The sequence below is a fragment of the Verrucomicrobiia bacterium genome (assembly GCA_035495615.1).
Taxonomy (GTDB): domain Bacteria; phylum Omnitrophota; class Omnitrophia; order Omnitrophales; family Aquincolibacteriaceae; genus DATJFP01.
This window is the reverse complement of sequence record DATJFP010000088.1, coordinates 70,026-90,393: the sequence shown is the minus strand read 5'-3', so window position 1 is coordinate 90,393 and position 20,368 is coordinate 70,026. Positions and strand designations below refer to the sequence as shown.

Genomic DNA, 20,368 nt, shown 5'->3' with positions numbered 1-20,368 from the left:
TTGATATATAGTTTAAATATAACAATATAAATCAATTTTTTAAGTAGTCGGTAAGTTAGCACGTCAATTTGGCCAGCAAAACATAGGGACGGCAAATCCTCATGATAGATTGGCAAACGCGTAGAGCGAAACCATGGCTCCGCACTGTTGCGCTCCTGGTCGCCCTGATCTTCATCGTACATGATGTGGTATGGGCGGACGGCGGGGGGCTGGTGCAAAGCCTTGCCAACCGGAATAAAGTCGACGTTGCTGTTCCTTCTTCTTACGATTGGCCTACCCGCGCCAAGCTCGATGCCGTGGCCCTTCCCGAGGCGCTCGGCGAAATCAAGAAAAACTTCCAGGGTTCCCGCGACCGCATCGTCATCCACATCCAGGACGCTCATGCAAATGAAGAGGCCCAGCGCAACATCGCGGGCATCCTTGATTATTTCGCCAAAAATTACGGTCTTAAACTGATCAACCTGGAAGGCGCCGAGGGCGAACTCTTCACCGAACTCTTTTCGTTTTTTCCGAACAAAGAAGCCCGCAAAAATGTCGCGGATTACTTTTTGAAAGAAGCCCGTTTGACGGGGCCCGAATACCTCGCGATCGTCGACCGGCCGGAACTGAACCTGTACGGCGTGGAAGACCGCCAGATCTATGAAGAAAACAGGCGCGCTTATCTCGACGCCCTGCAATACAAAGACCGAGACGAAAAAGTTCTGGCGGACCTCGGAAAGCTGATGGACGATGTTTCCCGGTTCGTTTTCTCCGATGATCTGCGGGACATGCTGCATTACCGGCAGGCCTTCCAGTCCGGCGGCAACGAACTCGTGAGTTACGTCCGCCATCTCGTGGAAACGGCCCGCAAAGAAAACATCGCCCTTTACGATTATCCGGGCATGCACTCGCTTCTCTCGCTCATCGATCTCGAAAAAGAAATCGATTTCGACAAAGCCGAAAAAAGCATCGAAGACCTGATCAACGACCTGAAAAACGTCCTCACGCGTGAAAAACTCTCCGAGTTTCTGACCAACACGGTCCAGTTCCGCATGAAGAAGATGAAGCGCGCGGACTATTACGGCTATCTCCAGGTCGAAATCCAGAACATGCAGTCGACGCAGGGGGCCGGGCAGGAAGAGCTGGCCCAGAAGTACGACGAGGTCCTGCGCTACCTTAAATATATGAGGCTCTACGATTCGATCGACGTCGCGATCTTCAGCGAGATCGAGGCGCTCGAGCGGGACATCAAGAACAAGCTGTTCCGCAACGAAGAGGAAGTGCAGCTGGACCGGCTGTTCCGCATTTTCGAGATTTACCAGAAGATGTTCAATTTCACCCTGACCAAGCAGGACGCAGACTTTTTCTACACATACCGCGACGAATTCAAGGCAGAGACATTCCGTAATTTCCTCGTACCGCTCTTAAAGCAACATCAGTTCTCCAATGGATTGCCGTCCCTTTTGGAGATCCTTGATCAGGATCTTGGCCGCGTGGAGCGTTATTATTCCGCAGCTCTCAAACGCGACAAGATCCTGATCGAGAGAGCGGTCGGGGAAATGGAATCCGGGAAGCAGCAGATCATGGCGATCATTACCGGTGGTTTCCATACGCCCGGCATCGAGGCCTATCTCAAGGAAAACGATTATTCTTTCCTTGTGATCGCGCCGCGGATCCACGGCCAGATCGACGACACCAAGGAAACGCAGCTTTACGTGGACGCCCTCAGCCAGAAGCCGATGCCGCTCGAAACGCGGCTGGTGGAGACTTTCCTCCCGCCCCAGCAGCAAAGCCTGAGCGACCCGCGCTTCCAGCTCGCGGCCTGGCACATGGTCATCGAAAAATCGCCCAAGGCGCGCGAATTTCTGAATGCGGCGAGCCTGGGTCTCCGCCAGGAAGCCGCCGATTTCATCGCCCGCGATCCTGAATACGCGCACGCCTTTTTCCTCATGACCCTGACGATCGTCGAAAGCATCTTCGAAAGCAATACTCCTGAGCAGGCGCTCGAGGAAATGCGTAAGAAAATCGCCGCGGAAATTCCTGCGGAATACCAGCAGGGTCTCCTCGCGATCGTCAACCGTTTCGGCGGCGTGCTGGAGCGGAAAGGTCCGAACCAGTTTTTGTGGCAGACGGGCGAAGACAAGACACAGGCGCTGCGCCTTTTTGCGAAGGTGCTTCGCAGCCAGGATTCGGAAGCCCGCGGGCTTTTCAAACAGCCCGACCGTTTGAACCGGCTGGAGCTCGGCGACAGCAACTATTATTCCGGGCCCGTGGATGCGCACTTGGTCAGGGATCCGGCCGTCACGGAAGCGCTCGGCAAGGTGCAGCCCGGCCAGATCAGCGTCGTCGTTACCGACCTCGGCCAGGCCGCGTTGAAAGGCGAATTGCGGTTCCAGGAAGGCGCTGTGGAGCGCCCGCGTCCGGAAATCGAAAAGCGCCGCTACGATCTCTCGAGAAACCGGTTCATGGGGCTTCAGCGGTGGAACTCCGAGCTTACGTCGTGGACGAAGCAGGAAAAGAACGCGCTCATTCATTTCCTGATGCATCTGGACCGGCTGCAAGTCCAGCCGGGAGACCCGATGAGCCTCACCGTTCCGCGCACGGCCACGGAAAAGAAAGTCACGGATTATTCGGTCCAGGTACAGCGTTGGATCCTCGATAAATTGCCGCAGGCGTGGACTTCCCAAATCCAGCGGGAAGAGGCGGCCGGGCAGTTGCAGCAGGCGCTGCGCGACCAGATCGAATTGATCCGCCGGTCGGACGAAGCGGCTTGGAACGCGCTCGGCGGCCAGCAGCGGAACGCCGTCCTGGATTTGCTTGAGGAAGCATCGCTGCGCCAGCATAACAAGGCCTTCCCGGAAGCGGCCATGAGCAATGAGGACCTTTGGAAAGAAGACCGCGCCGCGAACATGCCCAAGGTTTCGGATACGACGGGCATTACGTATGACCATCACGCGATTCTGTTTGCCGCGCGCCAGATTCAGGCCGGCACGATCGCTCTCGCAATGGCGGACCTGCGCGACTACATTATTAAGAAGCTCTCTTACGAAGACAAGGCCACGGGGACAGAAGGGAATCTGCTCTACAATAATATCCAGCATGCCCTCGATGTTTCGCTGACGCCCGAGCTCGATCCGGAGATGGTCCCGGAACCAGTCGCCGAAATTGCCAAGACTCTCGAAGCCCTGCCTCCTGAAATCCGCGATCTTCCCGGCATCGCGCGTGCGCTCGAGCGGGCCCGCCAACCCGTGCAGCAGCCCGCGGCGGTCGATGCCAAGAAAGCGATCGCGGAAGCGGGACAGACGCTGGCGGGACTCAAGCAGACTCCGTCGGCGGGAGCGGTCCGAAAAATCCTGGCCCTGATCGGCGAACTGCTCGGCCGGCCCGATGCCTATTTTGCGGGTCTCGGAAGCGAAGGACGCAGCCAGCTTCTCGCAAGCTTGAATGGGAATGCCCGCCAGATGCCCCAGCTTGCTGTCGGCCTGCGCGCGGAATTGAGGACGACGGAAGAACCCGAAGACCTTCTCCGCGAGCTCGACGATTCCCTGAAGAGGGTGACCGAAGACGCCCAGGCCGGGATCCGGGAACTGACGCGTAAAATCCAACTCACGGAAAAACGCGTTTTGGCCTTGAAGGGCGAAGTCACCGCAGCCCGCGCTTTCTACGAAACGGAAGAGACGAGGCTGATCCGCAGCCTCGAAGTCGCCGAAAGCCTCATGAACGTCCCGAACCTCACCGAAGAAACGACTAGCATCTTCGACACGATCCGGCTCCAGATCGGGAAAATCCGGGAGGAAGCGGATAGGACGCTCGCGCAGTTCGACGCGAAGGTAGATGCCTTCGGAAAAAATCCGGACGCCGTGGATCCCGGCGTGCGAAGCGAAATTGAATTTTTGAAATCCAGAAGGCAGGCGCTTGCCGCGGTTATTGCGCGCGGCGCCGCTTCCCTGGGCAAGCTCGACGACCTGCAGGTGCAAAAAGTCACGGCCGCCATCGAGACGAAAGTCTCGGTTCCGGTCGGCACGCCCGCGGAAGTCAACCGGCTGGTCGATCTCCTACCCGCGAATCTCAAAGACCGCGTCCGCGCCGCCGCGGACGAGAAGATCCGGCAAATCGCGGAATATAACATGGGCGTGCTGACGCGCCGTTTGAACACAATCGAACGCGAAACGGACCAGGAGCTCGGGCACACCGCTTCCTATATATCAGAGCTTGAGGCCCAGCTGCAGCAGCCCGCGGGGCAATTCCCGCTGGTGCGTGAAGCGGCCGGGGTCATCGAAAACGAACAGTACACCCTGTGGCGGCTTCGGGACGTGGTCATGGAGCAGCTGGCTGCCTTGTCACGGGAATCTTATTATGAAGGCACTGAAATCCAGACCCGGGCCGAGGCGCTGCGCGTGCGTTTCACCGAACGCATCCAGCAGCTCGATGAAGCGCTCGGAAGCCTGGATGAGAAATTGCGGGCGGCCCAAGACAACGCGGTCCAGGCCATCGGTGTGGCCTACCGCGATATTTATTCGAAGCTGAGCGAAGGCTATCAGGACGGCGCGAACTTCGTGCAGGGACTCCACAGCCTTCGCGACACCCTGGAAACCTTACGCCTTGCCAGCGAAGAAGAATTGTCCAGCGAACAGACCGCGCGCCAGCTTCTGGCCGTCCAGGAAAAACTCGCCCAGCTCCCGGCGCTCATCCGCGCGCTTTTCGAGGCGCTGAAACAGCAGTCGACGACCGATGCGGATGAAACCGCGCAAGGCAGAAAGCAGGCGCTTTTCGAGATGGCCGTGCAGACGCGTACGGAAGTCATCAAGCTCGTCCTCCAGGAATACAAAGACATTGCGCATCTGTATTCGCTCGTGGTCCAGTCAGTTCCCGCGGCCGAAGTGGCCGAAGAACAGCCCAAGCCCGTGCCACAGCCGGAAGAACAGGCCCGCGAAACCGCGGTCGAACAACTCGAAGCCGTGCCGGTCGACCAGGCGCGTCAGGCCCGTGAACAGAAAAGACAGCGTGACCTTGCCGAAAGCCGCGAACAGCGGAGCCGGCAGAGAATGGATAGTGCCGTGGAAGACCTTGTCCGGCAAATCGGGGAAATCGACGCGCGCGAGGTGTCGGTGCGCGACGTCTCGGCTTTTGTCCAACAGGGGCTGCGGCTGCTGGGATTTGCGCCTGGCCGCGCTTACCGGGACCAGATCGAACAGGCCGCGGCCGCGCAGCAGGAGAAGGTGGCGCAGAACGTCGTCGAGCGTCTGGCCGGAGTCAAAAATGAAGACGAGCTTGCCGCTCAGAGCGAACGGACCCGCGGCTACCGCGGAAATCTGCGCACGGATCTCACGGCCGGCGTCAAGGCGGTCCATGATCGTTTCCAGGCGGCGAGCGACTCCGCCTTTATCGACGGATTGGTTGCCGAGATCGGCGCTCTTCCGGTCGAGACCTCTACCGTGCCTCAGGTCAACGCCGTCATGTTCCGTCTTCCCGAAGATATGGCCCTCCGCCTTCCGGAAGACGTCCTCAAAAGGCTGAGCAGCAAGGTGGAGGAGATGACCCGCGCGATCACGGCCCGTGAGCAGAAAGACGAAGCGATGAAAACGCAGACGATCGCCGCCATCACGAGCATGGTGATCGGGCAAGCGGCCTCCCAGGACGTGGAAGCCGCGATCACTGCGCTTCCGCTGCGGCTCCAAGACGCCGTGCGCGGGGACAAACAGGTCGTGGAAGTGCTGGATCTCATGGCCCTGCAGGAAACTGAAGACGCGGCGAGCGTGCAGGACGTTCTGGGGAAACTGAGCAAGATCGATCCGAAGACCGCGAAGGAAGAAGACGTGAACGCCGTGGCCGCGACTTTGCGGGAACCTCTCCAGACGCGCATTGCCGCAGAAGCCGAGACCGTGCGCCAGGCCATCCGCGACAGGATCCGCAAAGACGATGAGATTGCCGTAGGCGTGATGGAAGCGATCGAGGGCCTCGACCTTACGACTGCCCAGATCAGCGACGCGGAAATGCTTTATCAGCGGGTCAATCAGATCCAGAACAAAGGCGTGCGTCAGGCGTGGCAGGGCGAAGTCGGCCGCGTGATCGGCAGCCTCATTGACAACATCCAGGAAACGCTGACCGCGATGGACGAAACCGCGGCCGTCAGCGCGGTCGAGGCGCAGGAAAGGCGTTTCAATCCCGCGGCCCAGCCGTGGCTCCAGGCGCTGGCGGGACAGAAAAAGAAAGCCATCCAGGAAGCCGTGGCGCAGGAAGAAACCCTGGCCAGGACCGTACGTGACGCGCTCGCGAATTTGAATGTGAAAGCGGCGACGGCCACGCTGGCGGAAGCGGAAGCCGTGCTGAAGGACGTGGCGCGCGTCCGCAATCAAGGCCTGCGCACGACGCTCGAAGGGGAAGTCGAACAAACCGCGCTTGCCATCGAATCCAATATCCGGACCCAGGTCACGAGCACTTATGACACAGGCGTCCTCGACCTCCAGGAAAAAAGGCTGGAAGGCGCCGCTGAAAGCACTCGCACGCGCGCGCTGGCCGGACTCATCGCCGAGCATCGGGCACTTGTCGCGGACCGCGAAGCCTCGGTGCGCCGCATCCAGAGCCTGCTGACAGGCGCGCAGCGCGCCGCAACGGCATCCGAAGCCGAGGAAATGATCCGAGAAGCCGAAGACCTTGCAGGCCGCGTCCAATTTCAGGGGAATGAACAGCGGCAGTACACCGATGCGCTCGGGCTTGCACGCGAAGCCGCGCAGCGTCTCAAGACGGACGAAGATGCGGAAGCCGAACGTTCGGGAAAAGTCCGGCACCTGATGGCTCTTTTGGCCGTGGAGCCGACCTCGTCGACGCAGGCGGAAGCCACGATCGCGACCGTCACGGCACTGCGCAGCCAGGTCACATTTGCCGGCCAGGAAGAAGCCCGTTATACCGAAGCCCTCGAAGCCCTGCGCGTAAAGCAGCGCGACTTGAAGCGAGCCGAACAAGAGCAGGTAACGCGCCGAGGCAATGTTGTTTCGCTGGTCGGATTGCTTGCCGCAGCCCAGGCTGCGGACACAGCGGCCGAGGCGCAGCAGAAACTTGATGAAGCGGAACGGCTTGTGACGGGGGTGACGTTCGCCGGGGATGAAAGAAGCGCCTACGACGTGATTTTGGCAGGGGCTCAACGGCGGCGGGATGACTTAAAGCGGGGCGAAGAAGACACGGCGCTTCGCGGGCCCCTTGCCGCGGATCTCGGACGGATCGTGCCGGCGGCCGCGAACATCAAAGACGCGGAAGCGCTGCTCGAGCGCGCCGCAAAGATTCAGGACCAGACCGCGCGGACGACCGTGGAAGGCGAAATCAACGCGGTCGTGACGCGGATCGTCGCGGACATCGAAGGAAAGTTGAACGCCTTGACGGACGAAAGCACGGCCGACCAGGTGACGGCCCAGACGGCGCGGCTCGAAGGCGCGGTGACGCCGGAAGCGGCCCGGCTGCGGGAGCTGGCAGGCCAAAAGTCTCAGGCCATCTCCGGCCGCGGCGAATCCGACACGCTCGCAGTGAGCGGCGCCAGGCAGGCGATCGCGGCGCTCAATCTGGACACGGCCACGGTGGACGAAGTGGAAGCCCTCCGCAATGGGGTGCCCCAGCGGGTGCGCGAGCAGGTGAAGACCGAAGCGGACGCGGCCATTGCCACGATCCGCGACCGCACGCGGGGCGACGGAGAAAAAGCCGCGGCGATTCGTTCGGACCTGCAGGGTATCGCCGCCGCGACGGCCAAGCTCACGGATTCGGAAGCGCTGCTTCCCCGCGCGGCGCAGATCAAAGATGCGGTGCTGCGTCCGGCCGTGGAAGGCGAGATCAATGCCAAGACCGGCCAGATCGCCGCGGACATCGAAACGAAGCTGACGCCCTTGACGGAACTCAGCACGGCCCAAGAAGTGACGGCCCAGACGTCGCGGCTTGAAGGCGCGGTGACGCCGGAAGCGGCCCGGCTGCGGGAGTTGGCGGAGCAGAAATCCAGGGCCATTCAAAACCGGATCGACGCGGACGAACGCGCCGTGCGCGAAGCCAAGCAGGCGATCGCGGCGCTCAATCTGGACACGGCCGCGGTGGACGACGTAGAAGCCCTTCGCAATCGCGTGCCCGAACGGGTGCGTGATCAGGTCAAGGCCGAAGCGGATGCCGCGGCCGCCACGATTCGCGAACGCACGCAGGGCGATACCGAAAAGGCGGCGGCCATCCGGGGTGACCTCGGAGCGATTGCCAATACGGCGGCGATCAAAGACGCGGAAGCGCTGCTGACCCGCGCCGGGCAGATCAAAGACGGAACGCTGCGCTCCGCGGTCGAAGGCGAGATCAATCAGAAAGTCAAAGCGATCGTTGCGGACATCGAAGGGAAATTGAATGCCGTGACGGACCAGAACGAGCCCGCCAGCGTGACGGCGATTACGCCGAGGCTGGAAGACGCGGCCACGTCCGAAGCGGGCCGGCTGCGCACGCTTGCGGAAGAAAAATCGGCCGCCATCGAGAGAAGGATCCGGGCGGACGAGCTCGCCGTAAGCCAGGCGAAGCAGGCGATCACGAGCCTTAATATAAATGAAGCCGCGGCCACCGATGTCGAAGCCGTCGTGAACGGTCTTGCTGAACGTCTGCGCGGCCAGGTGAGCACCGAAGCGCAGGCGGCCCTGCTTGCGATCCGCCAGCGCATCGAAACCGACGGACAAAAAGCGCAAAGCATTCGTGAGCGGCTTGGACTGCTGCCGGTTGAAACGGCCGCTGTCAAAGAAGCCGAAGCCCTTTTGACGGAGACCGCGGACATCAAGAACCCCGCTCTGAGAGAAACCGTGCGGGATGAAATCAACGCGAAAGTGGGCGGGATCGTCCAAAACATCCGCGGAAAACTGGAAGCCTTGACCGAGTTGAGCGCGGCGGCCGAAGTCGACACGCAGGTCCAGCGCCTCGAAGACGCGCTTACCTCGGAAGCCGCAGGCCTTCGCGATCTGGCGCGCGGCAAGATGGACGCCATCACGAGGCGCATCGCCGCGGACCGCGAAGCCGTCACGGCGGCCAAACAGGACCTCGGCCAGCTCGATCCCGAAACCGCGACGCCTGCCCAGGTCCAAGCCATCGAGACGCGCGTGCCCGAACGCGTGCGTGACCAGATTGCGGAAGATGTCGCGGCGGCGCTCTCGGCCATCCGCGAACGTTTGAGAAGCGACGATGAAAAAGCAGTAGCGATCCGCGGCGATCTTGCGGCCCTCCTTCCGGGCGATGCCAACGTGCACGCCGCCGAAGCCTTGTTGCCGCGGGCGAAACAGATCAAGGGAGAAACCTTGAGGAGCGCGATCGAGGGCGAAATCAACGCCCGCGTTACCGCGATTGTCGCGGACATCGAAGGCAAGTTGAACGCCATGACGGAACTGAATGCGCTGGCTGACCCGGATGCCCAGGCTGCGCGGCTCGAAGGCGCCGCCGCTGCCGATGCCGGACGCCTGCGCGATCTGGCGGGACAGAAAAAACAGGCGATCAGCGACAGGCTCGGGGCCGATGCCCGGGCTATAGTCGAAGCCAAGCGCCAGATCGACGACATTGATGTGAACACGGCGGCGGAAGACGCCGTTGAAGCCATTCGCAGCGGGCTGCCGGCCCGCCTGCGTGATCATGTGCGCGACGAAGCGGATGCCAAGATTGCCGCGATCCGCGAGCGCGGCCGCAGCGACAACGAAAAAGCCGGCGCCATCCTTTCGGATCTCGGGCAGGTTCAGCCTGAAAGCGCCACGATCGAAAACGCGGAAGCCCTGCTGACGCGCGCCGCGCAGATCCAGAACGCGACGCTTCGCGGCAGTGTCGAAAGCCAGATCAACGGCAAAGTCGGGCAGATCGTCGCCGACATCGAAAGCAAATTGAATGCCCTCACCGAACTCAACACTCCCGAATCGGTGGTGACGCAGACCGCACGCCTCGAAGATGCCAAGACTCCCGAAGCAGCGCGGCTGCGGGAATTGGCGGAAGCCAAACGCGCAGCCATCGAGGCGAGAATCGAAGCGGACGGCCGCGCGGTCGCTGAGGCCAAGCGCGCGATCGGAGCCCTGGATTTGGAAACGGCCACGGAAGATCAGCTCGCCGCCATTGTGAACGGTCTGGAGGAACGTCTCCGCATCCAGGTGAAAGACCAGGCGGATGCCGCCGTGGAACAGATTCGCGACCGGCTGCGGGGTGACGAGGATAAAGCGCGCGATATCCGGACACAGCTCGGACAGATCGATGCCGCTGCCGCGAAAATAAGCGACGCCGAAGCTCTTCTGCCTCTGGCGGCCGGCATCAAAGACGGGGCCGCTCGCGGGGCGGTGGAAGATGAAATCCGCGGCAAAGTCACGCAAATCGTGGCGGACATCGAAGGCAAGTTGACGGCATTGACCGACGCCAGCACGATCGAAGAGGTGGCCGCGCAGACGGCGCGTCTGGAAGGAGCTCAGACGACGGAAGCGGCGAGGCTCGCCGGAGTCGCGGAAGGCAAGAGGACGGCGATCCAGGCGGCGCGCCTTGCAGCCGCGAGAAGTACGGTCGCCACGGCCACGCAGTCGGCGCAGATTACCGACGCGGTGCTCGCGGATCTCGAAAACGACGGCGAGCGGGACCAGGCCCGGGAAAAGCGCGACGCTCTCAAGAAGATCGAGGATGCGCGCGCAGCCGTCGCAGCAGCCCGGCGGTCGGCCGATATTACCGAAGCTGTGATCAATGATCTGCCCGCGGCGGAGCAGGACGGCGCGCGCGCGAGAAAGACCGAACTGGAAAGACGGGAAGAGACGGCCCGCGTCTGGAGAAACCGCATTCTGCTCGGCCTGGGAGTTCTCACCGGCGCCGGCGTGGCGGTTTACGGCGTTTACGAACTTTATCAGTATTTGGCGGAACAAGCAGGAGGCGTCACGGTCAACGCGCCCAATCTTACCGGGCCCGCTTTAATCGCAGCGGGTCTCGCGGCCGGAGCCGGAGCCATTTGGGGAGTGATCAAATGGCGCGGCACGGAAAAATCCCGCTTCGGCCGGCTGGCCAAGCAAATCAACCGCGCGGACTCCTTCGAGCGTCTGGCCGCCATCACGTGGGACACCACGAAATTTTCTCCTGAAAATAACGACGCCCTGAACGTCCTGAAGCTGGCCCGGGCGTTTCAACTGATCCAGACCACGACGGCGCAGGCCATGAGCCCGCAGATCCTGGTAGACACGTACGCGCAGCGCGGCGCGGCCTCCGAAGCGGACAGGCCCCAGATTCCGGGCATCATTGCCGCGCGCGGACAAACCCTCCTGCAAGGCGCGCTGCAGCCCCACATGGGGGATGTGGCCGCGAATTTCGACGCCATCCTGGCGGTCATTGCCTTTTTCGAAGTGCTGCCCGGCGAAGTTCGTACGCCGCAGGTCGATAACACGATCAAGTTCCGCGACATTGCCCAGCGTCTCGAGCAGACCCGCGGCGATCCGCACGAAAATTACCAGAGCCTCCAGGGCCTGGGCCAGGAAGCCGCGGCGCTTGCCGGAACGGCCGACAGTCCCGCGCCTCTTGTCTCGGAACTTCAATCGCGCATCGGCGCCCGCCTCAGCACGACTGAAGCCGCCCTCGCCGAGTACGAATCGCGGCTCATCTCGGCCATGGCGGCACAGCTCGACAAGCCGGACCAGATCGTGCCCGAAGCCGCGGCCATGCTGACTTCCACGGAAATGCCGCCCCTGGACCAGAAGAGTTCCTACGAATTCGTCCGCGCGCTGAAAGAATACCAGGAGGCCGGAGCCGCGGCGGAACAAACCGCCTACGCGCGCGCGAAAAAGAACCTCCTGGCTCAAACCGAATCGACCCCCAGCCTTCACGCGCTCCTTCTTTTCGTGTTCCCGCGGCTCGAGGCCAAGCGGACTCAGATGGAAGCCCAGATTTACGATTACTACCAGCGAACAATGGAACGGCTGGTCGGCGACGTGACGGGCTTTGGCGTAGACGGCGTGCCGCTCGGAGTCATCGAATCTTATGCCGAGCGGGCAGAAGCCGTACCTTATGAGGATTTGAAAACAGGAGCGAGGCCGCAGATCGAGGCCAAGCGCGTTGCCGTGGTGCAGAACATCCGGGAACGAATCGCCGCCGCGGAAGACGTCAACGACATCCGCGCCCAGGAAGACCGGCTGAAGAACGCCAAATCGCCCGAAGTTGAAGGATTGCGGCAAGCGGCTTTGGCGCGCCGCGATTTCCTGCGGGAACGTGAAGAAGAAGATTCGAGACTGATCCGGGACGCGCAGGCGGCCATGAACGCGCTCGCCGCCAACGAACAGAGCACGGAAGCGGACGTCGATGCGGCCGTGGCGCGGCTGCCCGAAGAACGGCAGCGTCAGCGCATCGGAGGTTTCGCCGCCGACATCAAGACGCGCATCCGCGACCGCGGACGCCGCGACGAAGAAACCGCGCGGGAAATCCTCGGCGGCCTTCCCAAAACGCCGGCCACGGCAACGGTGAAGCCGTTTGAGACCGCGAAAGCCCGGGCGCAGGGAATCGTGACCGTGGCCATTCGCGACAGGACTGTTGCCGCGATCGAGCAGTCGCGCGGGCTTGTAGCGGCCGACATCCGGGGAAAACTGGAAGCGCTCACGGAATTGAACGAAGAAAAGGACGTTGCCGCGCAGGAAGCGCGGATGCAGGAAGCGGAATCGGTTCCCGAGCTGTTTGATCTTGCCACGCAGAAAAGAACCGCGATCCAGGAACGGATCCGGCAGGACGGCGCGATCGACCAGGACGTGCGCGGGGCGCTTCAGGGCCTTGACACGGAAACGGCCGCGCTGCAGGACGTCGAAGCCGTCACGGAAAAACTGGCCGGCTTGAAGAACGCGAAAATGCGCGGCCCTCTCGAGGCGCTCATCGAACGCAAAATGGTGCTTGTCGCCGCTCACATCGACGAGTCTCTCGACCGGCTCGGCGAACTCAGCACCGAAGAGGAAGTCGAGGCGCAGCGCCGCCGTTTCGTCAATGCGAAGACCGAGCGCGCCAACCGCCTCGCGCAAAAAGCCAATGACATCAGCGGCGCGATCCAGCGCCGCATCCAGGCCGATGACACGGCCGCCGCCGCGGTGCGCCTGAGAATTACGGAAACGGCCGCGATCGACGGCGTTTATGTCCGCACCATGCAGGACCTTGCCGACCAGGCGGATCAGATCGCGGGCGCCGTACTGAGAGACAAGGTGAAAGGCGAGATCGACGCGGCCGCGGAAAAGATCATGGATGCGATCGAACCGCAGATCGCGCAGCTCACTGACCGCAGCGACCTTACCGCCGCGCAGGGCTTGCGGGCGCGCGTGACCGGCGCCCGGGGCGAACGGGCGGCGCGTCTTTTGCGCGAGGTGGAAGCCAAGGAAGAGGCCATCACGCAGCGCGAGAGCCTCGACCGCGACCTGATGGCGGATATCAAGATCCAGCTCCGCCGGGTCAAAAACGAATCGGACGTGCAGGCTCAGGAAGCGCGTGTCGCGGACCGGGAAGATCTCAAAGAATCGCTCAAAGAAGAATTCGAAGCCGCTCGGCAGTCGATCGGGGATCGTTCGCGCTCGAACAACGACATCGCGGCGGACGTACGCAGGCTCCTGGGAGACCTCCGCAAGAATGTTGCCGCGGCGCAGGTTTCGGATGCCGAAGCGCTGCTCAGCCGCGCGGACCAGATTAAGGAAGACACGGAACTGCAGGCGGCTTTGAAGCGGGAAATCGGGGAAGTCGTGGGCCTGATCGTAGCGGACATTACGCCCAAAGTCGATGCGCTGACCCCACTCAATGCGTTTTCGGACGTCACACCGCTGGAAAACCGGCTGAACGGCGCGCAGGACGCCGCGGCCCGGCTGCAACAGGCCCGGCTCGCCGAAAAGAACGAGGCCATCCGGACGCGGGTTGCCGCGGATGAGGAGGCGGCGTTCGAAGCCATTAGCAAGATCACAGCCCTGGACCCCAGAACCGTCGCGGAAGCCGATGTCGAAGGGGAAGCGGCCAAGATTTTGACGGATGCGCGGCTGCGGCAGCGTGCCGACGTCCAGGAAGCCATACGGGCCAAGAAAGAAAAGATCGCGGCCAAGGATAAGAGGGATGAGCAGCGGCTCCGGCAATTTATCCAGGACTTGCAGAAGGCGGACATCAACATCCTCAGCATCGCCATCGTCGACGAAAACGTCGAGAGCGCCAAAGAAGAAACCACGCCGCGCGTTTATCAGCGCTTCGAAGACGAGATCGGCCGCGCGGCCGATGCCAAGAAGCTGCAGATTACCCAGCGCATCCAGGAAGACCGGCGCCGTTACATGCCGGTGCGGGCGGCAGTCGACGCGCTGACGCTGAATTCAAGCGCGGGGGAGTTGGCGGCGGTCGAAGGCCAGATCGAAGCGCTTCCGGAGCGGATCAGGCCTTGGGTAAGAGATGATTTTGACGCGAAAAAGAGAGCTATCGAAGGCAAGGCTACGGGTTTTACGACCTGGGCTTACACGGCTCCCGCAGTGTACCGCATCAATAAACCGCTGGCGGACCAGAACAACGAAGACGCCATTCTCAACCTGCCGGACCGGGGCCTCATCGCGGTGGCGGACGGTGCCGGAGGGCAGCCGGACGGGCGGCAGGCCGCGCTTATCGTGATCGCCGCCATCGAGAAGGAAGCCACCCGGGAAAAGCTGCTCGCGGCGCAAACGCCCGAGGCCGCCTTGAAAGTCCTCGAGGACGCGGTCGATGCGGCCAATGAAGCTTTGTCCGAGGCCAAACGGGCCCGGCAGATTCATTCGCGGGCCATGACCACCCTCACGATCCGTCTTGTCTGGGAATACCCGGAAACACGGCAGATTGCCGATCCGGATAAGAAAAAATACGCGGGCTTGGGTCTCGATTACGGCGACAGCACCGGCATTTTCATTCTCCCGGACGGCAAGGTGGAGGCCAAAGATTTCGGCGAGACGCTTCCGCGCTTCACAACGCAGGAGAACCTGGAGCTTTATCTGGGCGTCCGCCACAAGCACGACGAATTCCTTTCCGGAGATGCTCTTCTGCTGGGCAGCAACAACCGCACCCAGGTGGACGTGCCTCCCGGAACGCGGGCGCTGGTTTATTCCGACGGCGGCGACAAGAGCACGCCTGCCGGTTTGAGCACGATACGGACGACGACACTCGCCAACAAACCCGGCAAGCCGCTGGCCACGATCTCGGTCGTGGGCCGCGTGATGCCGATCCCGGGCATGGAAGAACTGGTTGAGATGACGCGCACCCTGCCTTTGGATCAGACCGTGCACGCGCTGGCCAAGGCCGCGCGGGACGCCTCCTCGATCCCCGGAGACGGGTTGGAAAAGAGGCTGGAACGCGCGAATCCTTTTGCCGACGACGATGACGTTTCTTTCGTGGGACTGCAGACGCCCGGAAAAGTGGCGCCTCCATCGGCCGCGGCCCCGACGGAAGAGGATATCCGGCTGGCCAAAATCCAGGAAGTGCTCTCGCTTCTCGATCAAGCCAAGGCCCAGCCGGGACGCGATTATCCGACGGCCGAAGGCAAGATCAAGAGCGCGGACGCGCTGCGCCAGGAGCTCACCCTCAAAGCCGATGAAGCCGCGGCGATTTTCAAGGCCACGACCGCCGCAGTCCAGAGCTGGATGAAAAACATCAGCGAGAAGAAAAATGCCGTGGTCACGGTCGAGCGCATGCTCCTCCTGCTCAAGAACGTGCCCGCGGACTTGAAAACCCAGGTGGTCACGGTCCTCGCACCCCAAAAACGCAATGCCATCGCGGACAATGTCCGCCAGTACCTGAAAGACATCCAGGGCGACGCGACCGGGAAAAAGCTGGAAGAGACGACCGGCGACGCCCTGAAGGCCGCGGCCATGCGGGCCTCGACCAGCGGCAAGGGCTTTGACGACATGCCGGCCGACATCCGCGACCTTTATCATGTTCTGATCTCGAAAAAAGTGGTGGCGGAATTGACCGCGCTGCACATGGACAACGAGGCGCTCCAGGACATGACCCCGGCCAGGCTCGACGAGATCGCGCTGCAGGCCTCGCTGGACGGAACCGCGAAAACCCTCAGGCCTGAAGTGAGCGGGATGCTGGCGCAGGTCCAGGGCGACATGCACGGCACCGTCGAGGCGGAACTGTCGCGGCTCACCGACATTATCGGGAACAAGGGAATCGTGGATTTCCTGCGCACGCATCCGGACCAGGAAGCGGCGATGGAAGAACTGCTTGCCGGCAATCTGGCCCGGATCAAATCGCAGCCCGATAAAAAAGGCCACCTGCATAGCGCGCTGACCCGCATTCAGAGCCGGATCCGGAATCTCAACGACCTTCCCTCGAAAACCGACGATCCCACGGAAGTCGACCGGGTCCTCGAAAAGTTCTTCGAAGGACTCGCAGCGGACCACCCCTACGCGGCCCAGGACGAAAGCGGCCTCGTTACGGTGCGCGAAAATTATAAACCTCTCGACGAAGCTTACCGCGCCCTTCAGCAGGAAATCCTCTCGGAACTCGGCGTCTTGCGCGAGGCGGCCGGCCGCGTGAAACGCGCCATCGCAGAAGCGGCGTCGCAAAAAACGCTTGTGGGAACCGTTCTTCCCGCGGGGAAAGTTCTCGCCGAAGGGCCGGGCATGAACCGGCTCATCGAAGCCAACCGCGTCAACGGCCTCCTGGACGTGGCGCGCGGCAGATTGTCGGACGGGCTGGTGCAGCTGCGGACGCAGTTCCAGGCCACGCACGGCAAAAAGCCCACGCCGGCCAAGGCGATCATGGCCCGGTTCTATGGACAGCCCCTTGCCGCGGGAGAAGACGTGACCGTGGCCCGCCTCAAACAATTTGTCGCCGCTCAAAATCTTGTCATCGACGAATTCGGCCCGCAGATCGGCGCGGACGCCCAGCGCCACCTGGTGCCGCTGCGCCTGGAAGCGCTCGTCACGGCCAAACGCTATATTAATGAAGAAGGCACGGACACGTCGATTCCGGACGCGCTCATGTCGGTGCAGGTGCCGGACTTCGACAAGGATCTCGACCGGCAGATTGCGGCGCTGGTCCCTGCCGCCGTCGGTTATTTCCTGGAACGCATCGACAACGAACTCTTGAATACGGAAGTCCTCGAAGCGCGGATCGCGTCCATGGAGCACATCGACGATTTCGATTTCACCGAGCATCTCGAGTCCATCCGGACCGCGGCCGCTTCCATGCGCGAAAATTACGGCGAGGCCTTTACCGTCGAGCATTACCAGCAGATCCAGGGACGGTTGAATGCCTTTGCCACCGACAACAACCGCTTCAAACATCTGGACGCGCTTTATGTGGCCAAGCAGGAAGAGCTTACCGGCCTCAAGGCGGAAATGCGTGAGAGCCAGCAGCGCCGCTCCGAACTGCGCATGACGCCGCCGGAAGAGGATCCGATCGCGGCCGCGCTTGCCGCCCGCCGCGCCAAAGACGCGAGCTTCAAGAAACTGGTGCTGCGCACGGTCCGCGGCTTCCGCGCGGAGCTGGACGAGGCGCTCGACCGCCAGGCGCTGCTGGACCAGATCCAGACCATGGCTTCGCTCGATGATTTCGACCTGACGCAGCATCTCGAACAAATCGACGCGCGCCGGAAAGCGATCGAGAGAAAGTTCGGGCGCTTGTACGAGGCGGCGGACCGCGAGGCCGTGAACCGGCAGATCGCCGATTACGTGTCGCACCTGGGCGAACTCGAAGGGCCTTACGAAACCAGAAGGGAATTCATCACCAAGTCCGAGGCCGAGGGCGGCATGTCCCTGGCCATGTCGAGCACGATCGCGGACCTCAAACAGCAGATCACGAACATGACTCCGGACACGGCCGCGGGCGTTCTTGCCGCCGTTGCCGCGAGCGGGCTCCCGACGGAAACGCAGGAAAGCCTGGAACGCATGGCCCGGGCCCAGGCCGACATCGTCGGCGAAGCGGGCGAAGTGGCGCCCGTTGCGGCGGTGACCCCCGAAATGCCGGTGGCCGTGCCTGCCGTGGTCACGGAAAACGAAGAAGAACTCCTGCCGGAACCGGGCGAAGCCGAAGACACGCTGCCGGCGGCCCCGGAGGAAAAGCCCGGCGCTTTGATGCCCATGCAGGTGGAGCTGCTGCGGCTGACGGCGAACGGAAAATCGGGACAGGTCAAGAAGGGCCTTATTCTCAGCGAGCCCGTGGCCGAGACCCTGCTGCGCGAAGGCAATCTCGATACGGCCATTCATGACGCGGATGCCAATGTGGCGCGCGTCCGCCTCAATTGGGGTAAAGTGAACGTGAGGACGCTCACCGACCATCTTTTCCAGGTGTTGAAGATGACGCCCGACAAGGTCAAGGACGATATCGACCGGTACTTGCAGGAAAACATCGAAGACGAAGCCGAGCAGGACGAAGTGCGCGCGAAGATCGTCGAGATGATCCAGAAGCACAATCCCGAAGACGCGTCGTGGAACGCGAAATACCGCGCGCATTTCATTGCCTTCATCGTGAAGTACGCGAAAGTCTACCCCTACAAGGGCAAGCTCTACACCCTCAACGATTTTCTGACGCGCTTCAGCAGCGAATATTACGGGCCCAAGACCCGGGTTCCCATCACCCGGATCGTCATCCGTTCCAGCAATGACGGAGACAAGAAGGCCCGTGCCCGCATGGTCCGCGAAGAGGGGACGCTGAAGACCATCATCACGCTCAACATCGCGAACCTGAGCTTGACCGACATCTTTGTCCGCCACATCGAGGAAGTCGGCCATGCGATCTTCAACGAAATGCACCGCACGCTGACCGGCCCGCGCACTCCGGACCAGCTTTATGCCACGGAAGCGCTGGCCAACGATTTCGTCTATGCGGCACTCAAAACCCTTCAGCGGGAAACGGCGACCGGCAATGTCGTGCTGGACGTGACCTTCCCCGCGCTGTCAGAGCAGAAGCGCAGCCTCCACGCCACGAAATTGAAGAGAAAAATCGAAGAGGGTGCGCCGGAATCCGCGGAATATCATTACGGGCCCGTCCTCATGGACTTCATGCGCCGCAAGCTGGGCCATGATCTCTGGAAAGAATTCATTAAGGACGGTCTTGTGCGGGTTTGGAGAAAGCAGGCCACGCTGGAAAGCGTCGTCGATGAATACCTCGCGCGCGCGGCAGGCGTCACTCCGCCGACGCCGAGCCGTCCGAGCACGCCTCCTCCGGGCGTAGTGGCCGAAGAAACCGGCATCGGGCTGAGCGCGGCCGCTGACGAAACACTGCAGGCCGAGGACGCGCTGATCGCGTCCTTCCGCGGCCGCATCGCGGCCGTGACCGTGGCCAATCTCGCGGTGCTGGACGGCATCCTGGACGAAGTCCGCAAGAGCGCGCTTTCGACAGGCGCCCAGCAGGAACTGGAAGAAGAAATCAACATCCACCGTAAGACCAAAAACCTGGAAAAGAAAATCGAAGGCGCGACGCTCGACAACATCACCGCCGTGCTCAAAGAAATCCGGGCGGCCAAGCTTCCGGCGGAAGTCGAGGAGCGCCTCGTGCAGCAGGCCCAGGCCCGCCAGCGCGCTCTCGAAGACCAGAAACGGCAGGAGGACGACACCCGCACCGCGCTGGTACGCCAATTCACCGACCGCATCACCTCGGCCGCGACGCCGGCCGACGTCGACGGCATCCTCGCGGACCTGGACAAGACGGAAAATAAAAAAATCCTGGGCGACATGGCGGCCGAGCTCAAGGAACTCGCGGGAAAGAAAAAGATCGAAGTCGAAAAGAAGAACTTTCCGGATGTCCTGCAGTCGCGCCTGGAAGCCGCGGGCGCGGTCTGGAGCGAACGGAACAAATTGGCCAACGTTCAGGCCGTCATTGCGGCCAAAGACGAAGCCGCGCTGCGCACCTATCTGGACGAATTCCTGCAGGCCTTCCTCGACATCGACGACATCCTCCGCCAGCAGGCACGCATGCTCGCGCGTTTGTCCGTGCCTCAGCGGGAACGGTTTGATGGAAACCGCGCAAACTGGGAAGGCACGGGACGCGACCTCTCGGCCCGGCGCCTGCGCGAACTCGTCATTGCCTACGCCAATCTCGTGAAAGGCGACCGGCCGAAACTCGAGCACGCGGAAAACGTCCTCAATAAGATCGAAGGCGCGCTGAACAATGCCATCAAGGAAGAGCGCGGCAACAACGCGCCGCTTCCCGCGGAAGTCGTGGCCATCCTCCGTCAGGTGGCAGCGACCTTGCCGGTCAGCATCAAGTCCGGGTTCCACGCCAAGCTGAGCGCCGACGACGAAGCCCATCCGACGAAAGTGACCAAAGAATACGAGGCCGTCAGCCTCGACGACACGAAGGCGCGCCTCAGTCTCGCCAACCAGGCCGTGCTGGGCGAATTCTTCGTTCCGACGCGGCAGGTTTCCGAGGAACCGGGCAAGCTTACCGTGGAACAGGATTACAAGGGCCCGGACATGGCCCG

The 20,368-nt window shown here is 62.0% G+C and carries 1 protein-coding gene (running past one end of the window); it reads left to right on the top strand.

Annotation, left to right across the window (positions count from 1 at the left end; translation table 11 throughout):
- The first annotated feature begins 101 nt into the window (after positions 1 to 101).
- Positions 102 to 20,368, top strand: partial view of a hypothetical protein gene (locus tag VL688_11115; protein ID HTL48597.1) — the 5' portion only. 51,613 nt of this gene lie beyond the right edge of the window; 20,267 of the gene's 71,880 nt are visible here — the first part of the coding sequence; its start codon is at positions 102 to 104; its stop codon lies beyond the right edge, outside the window.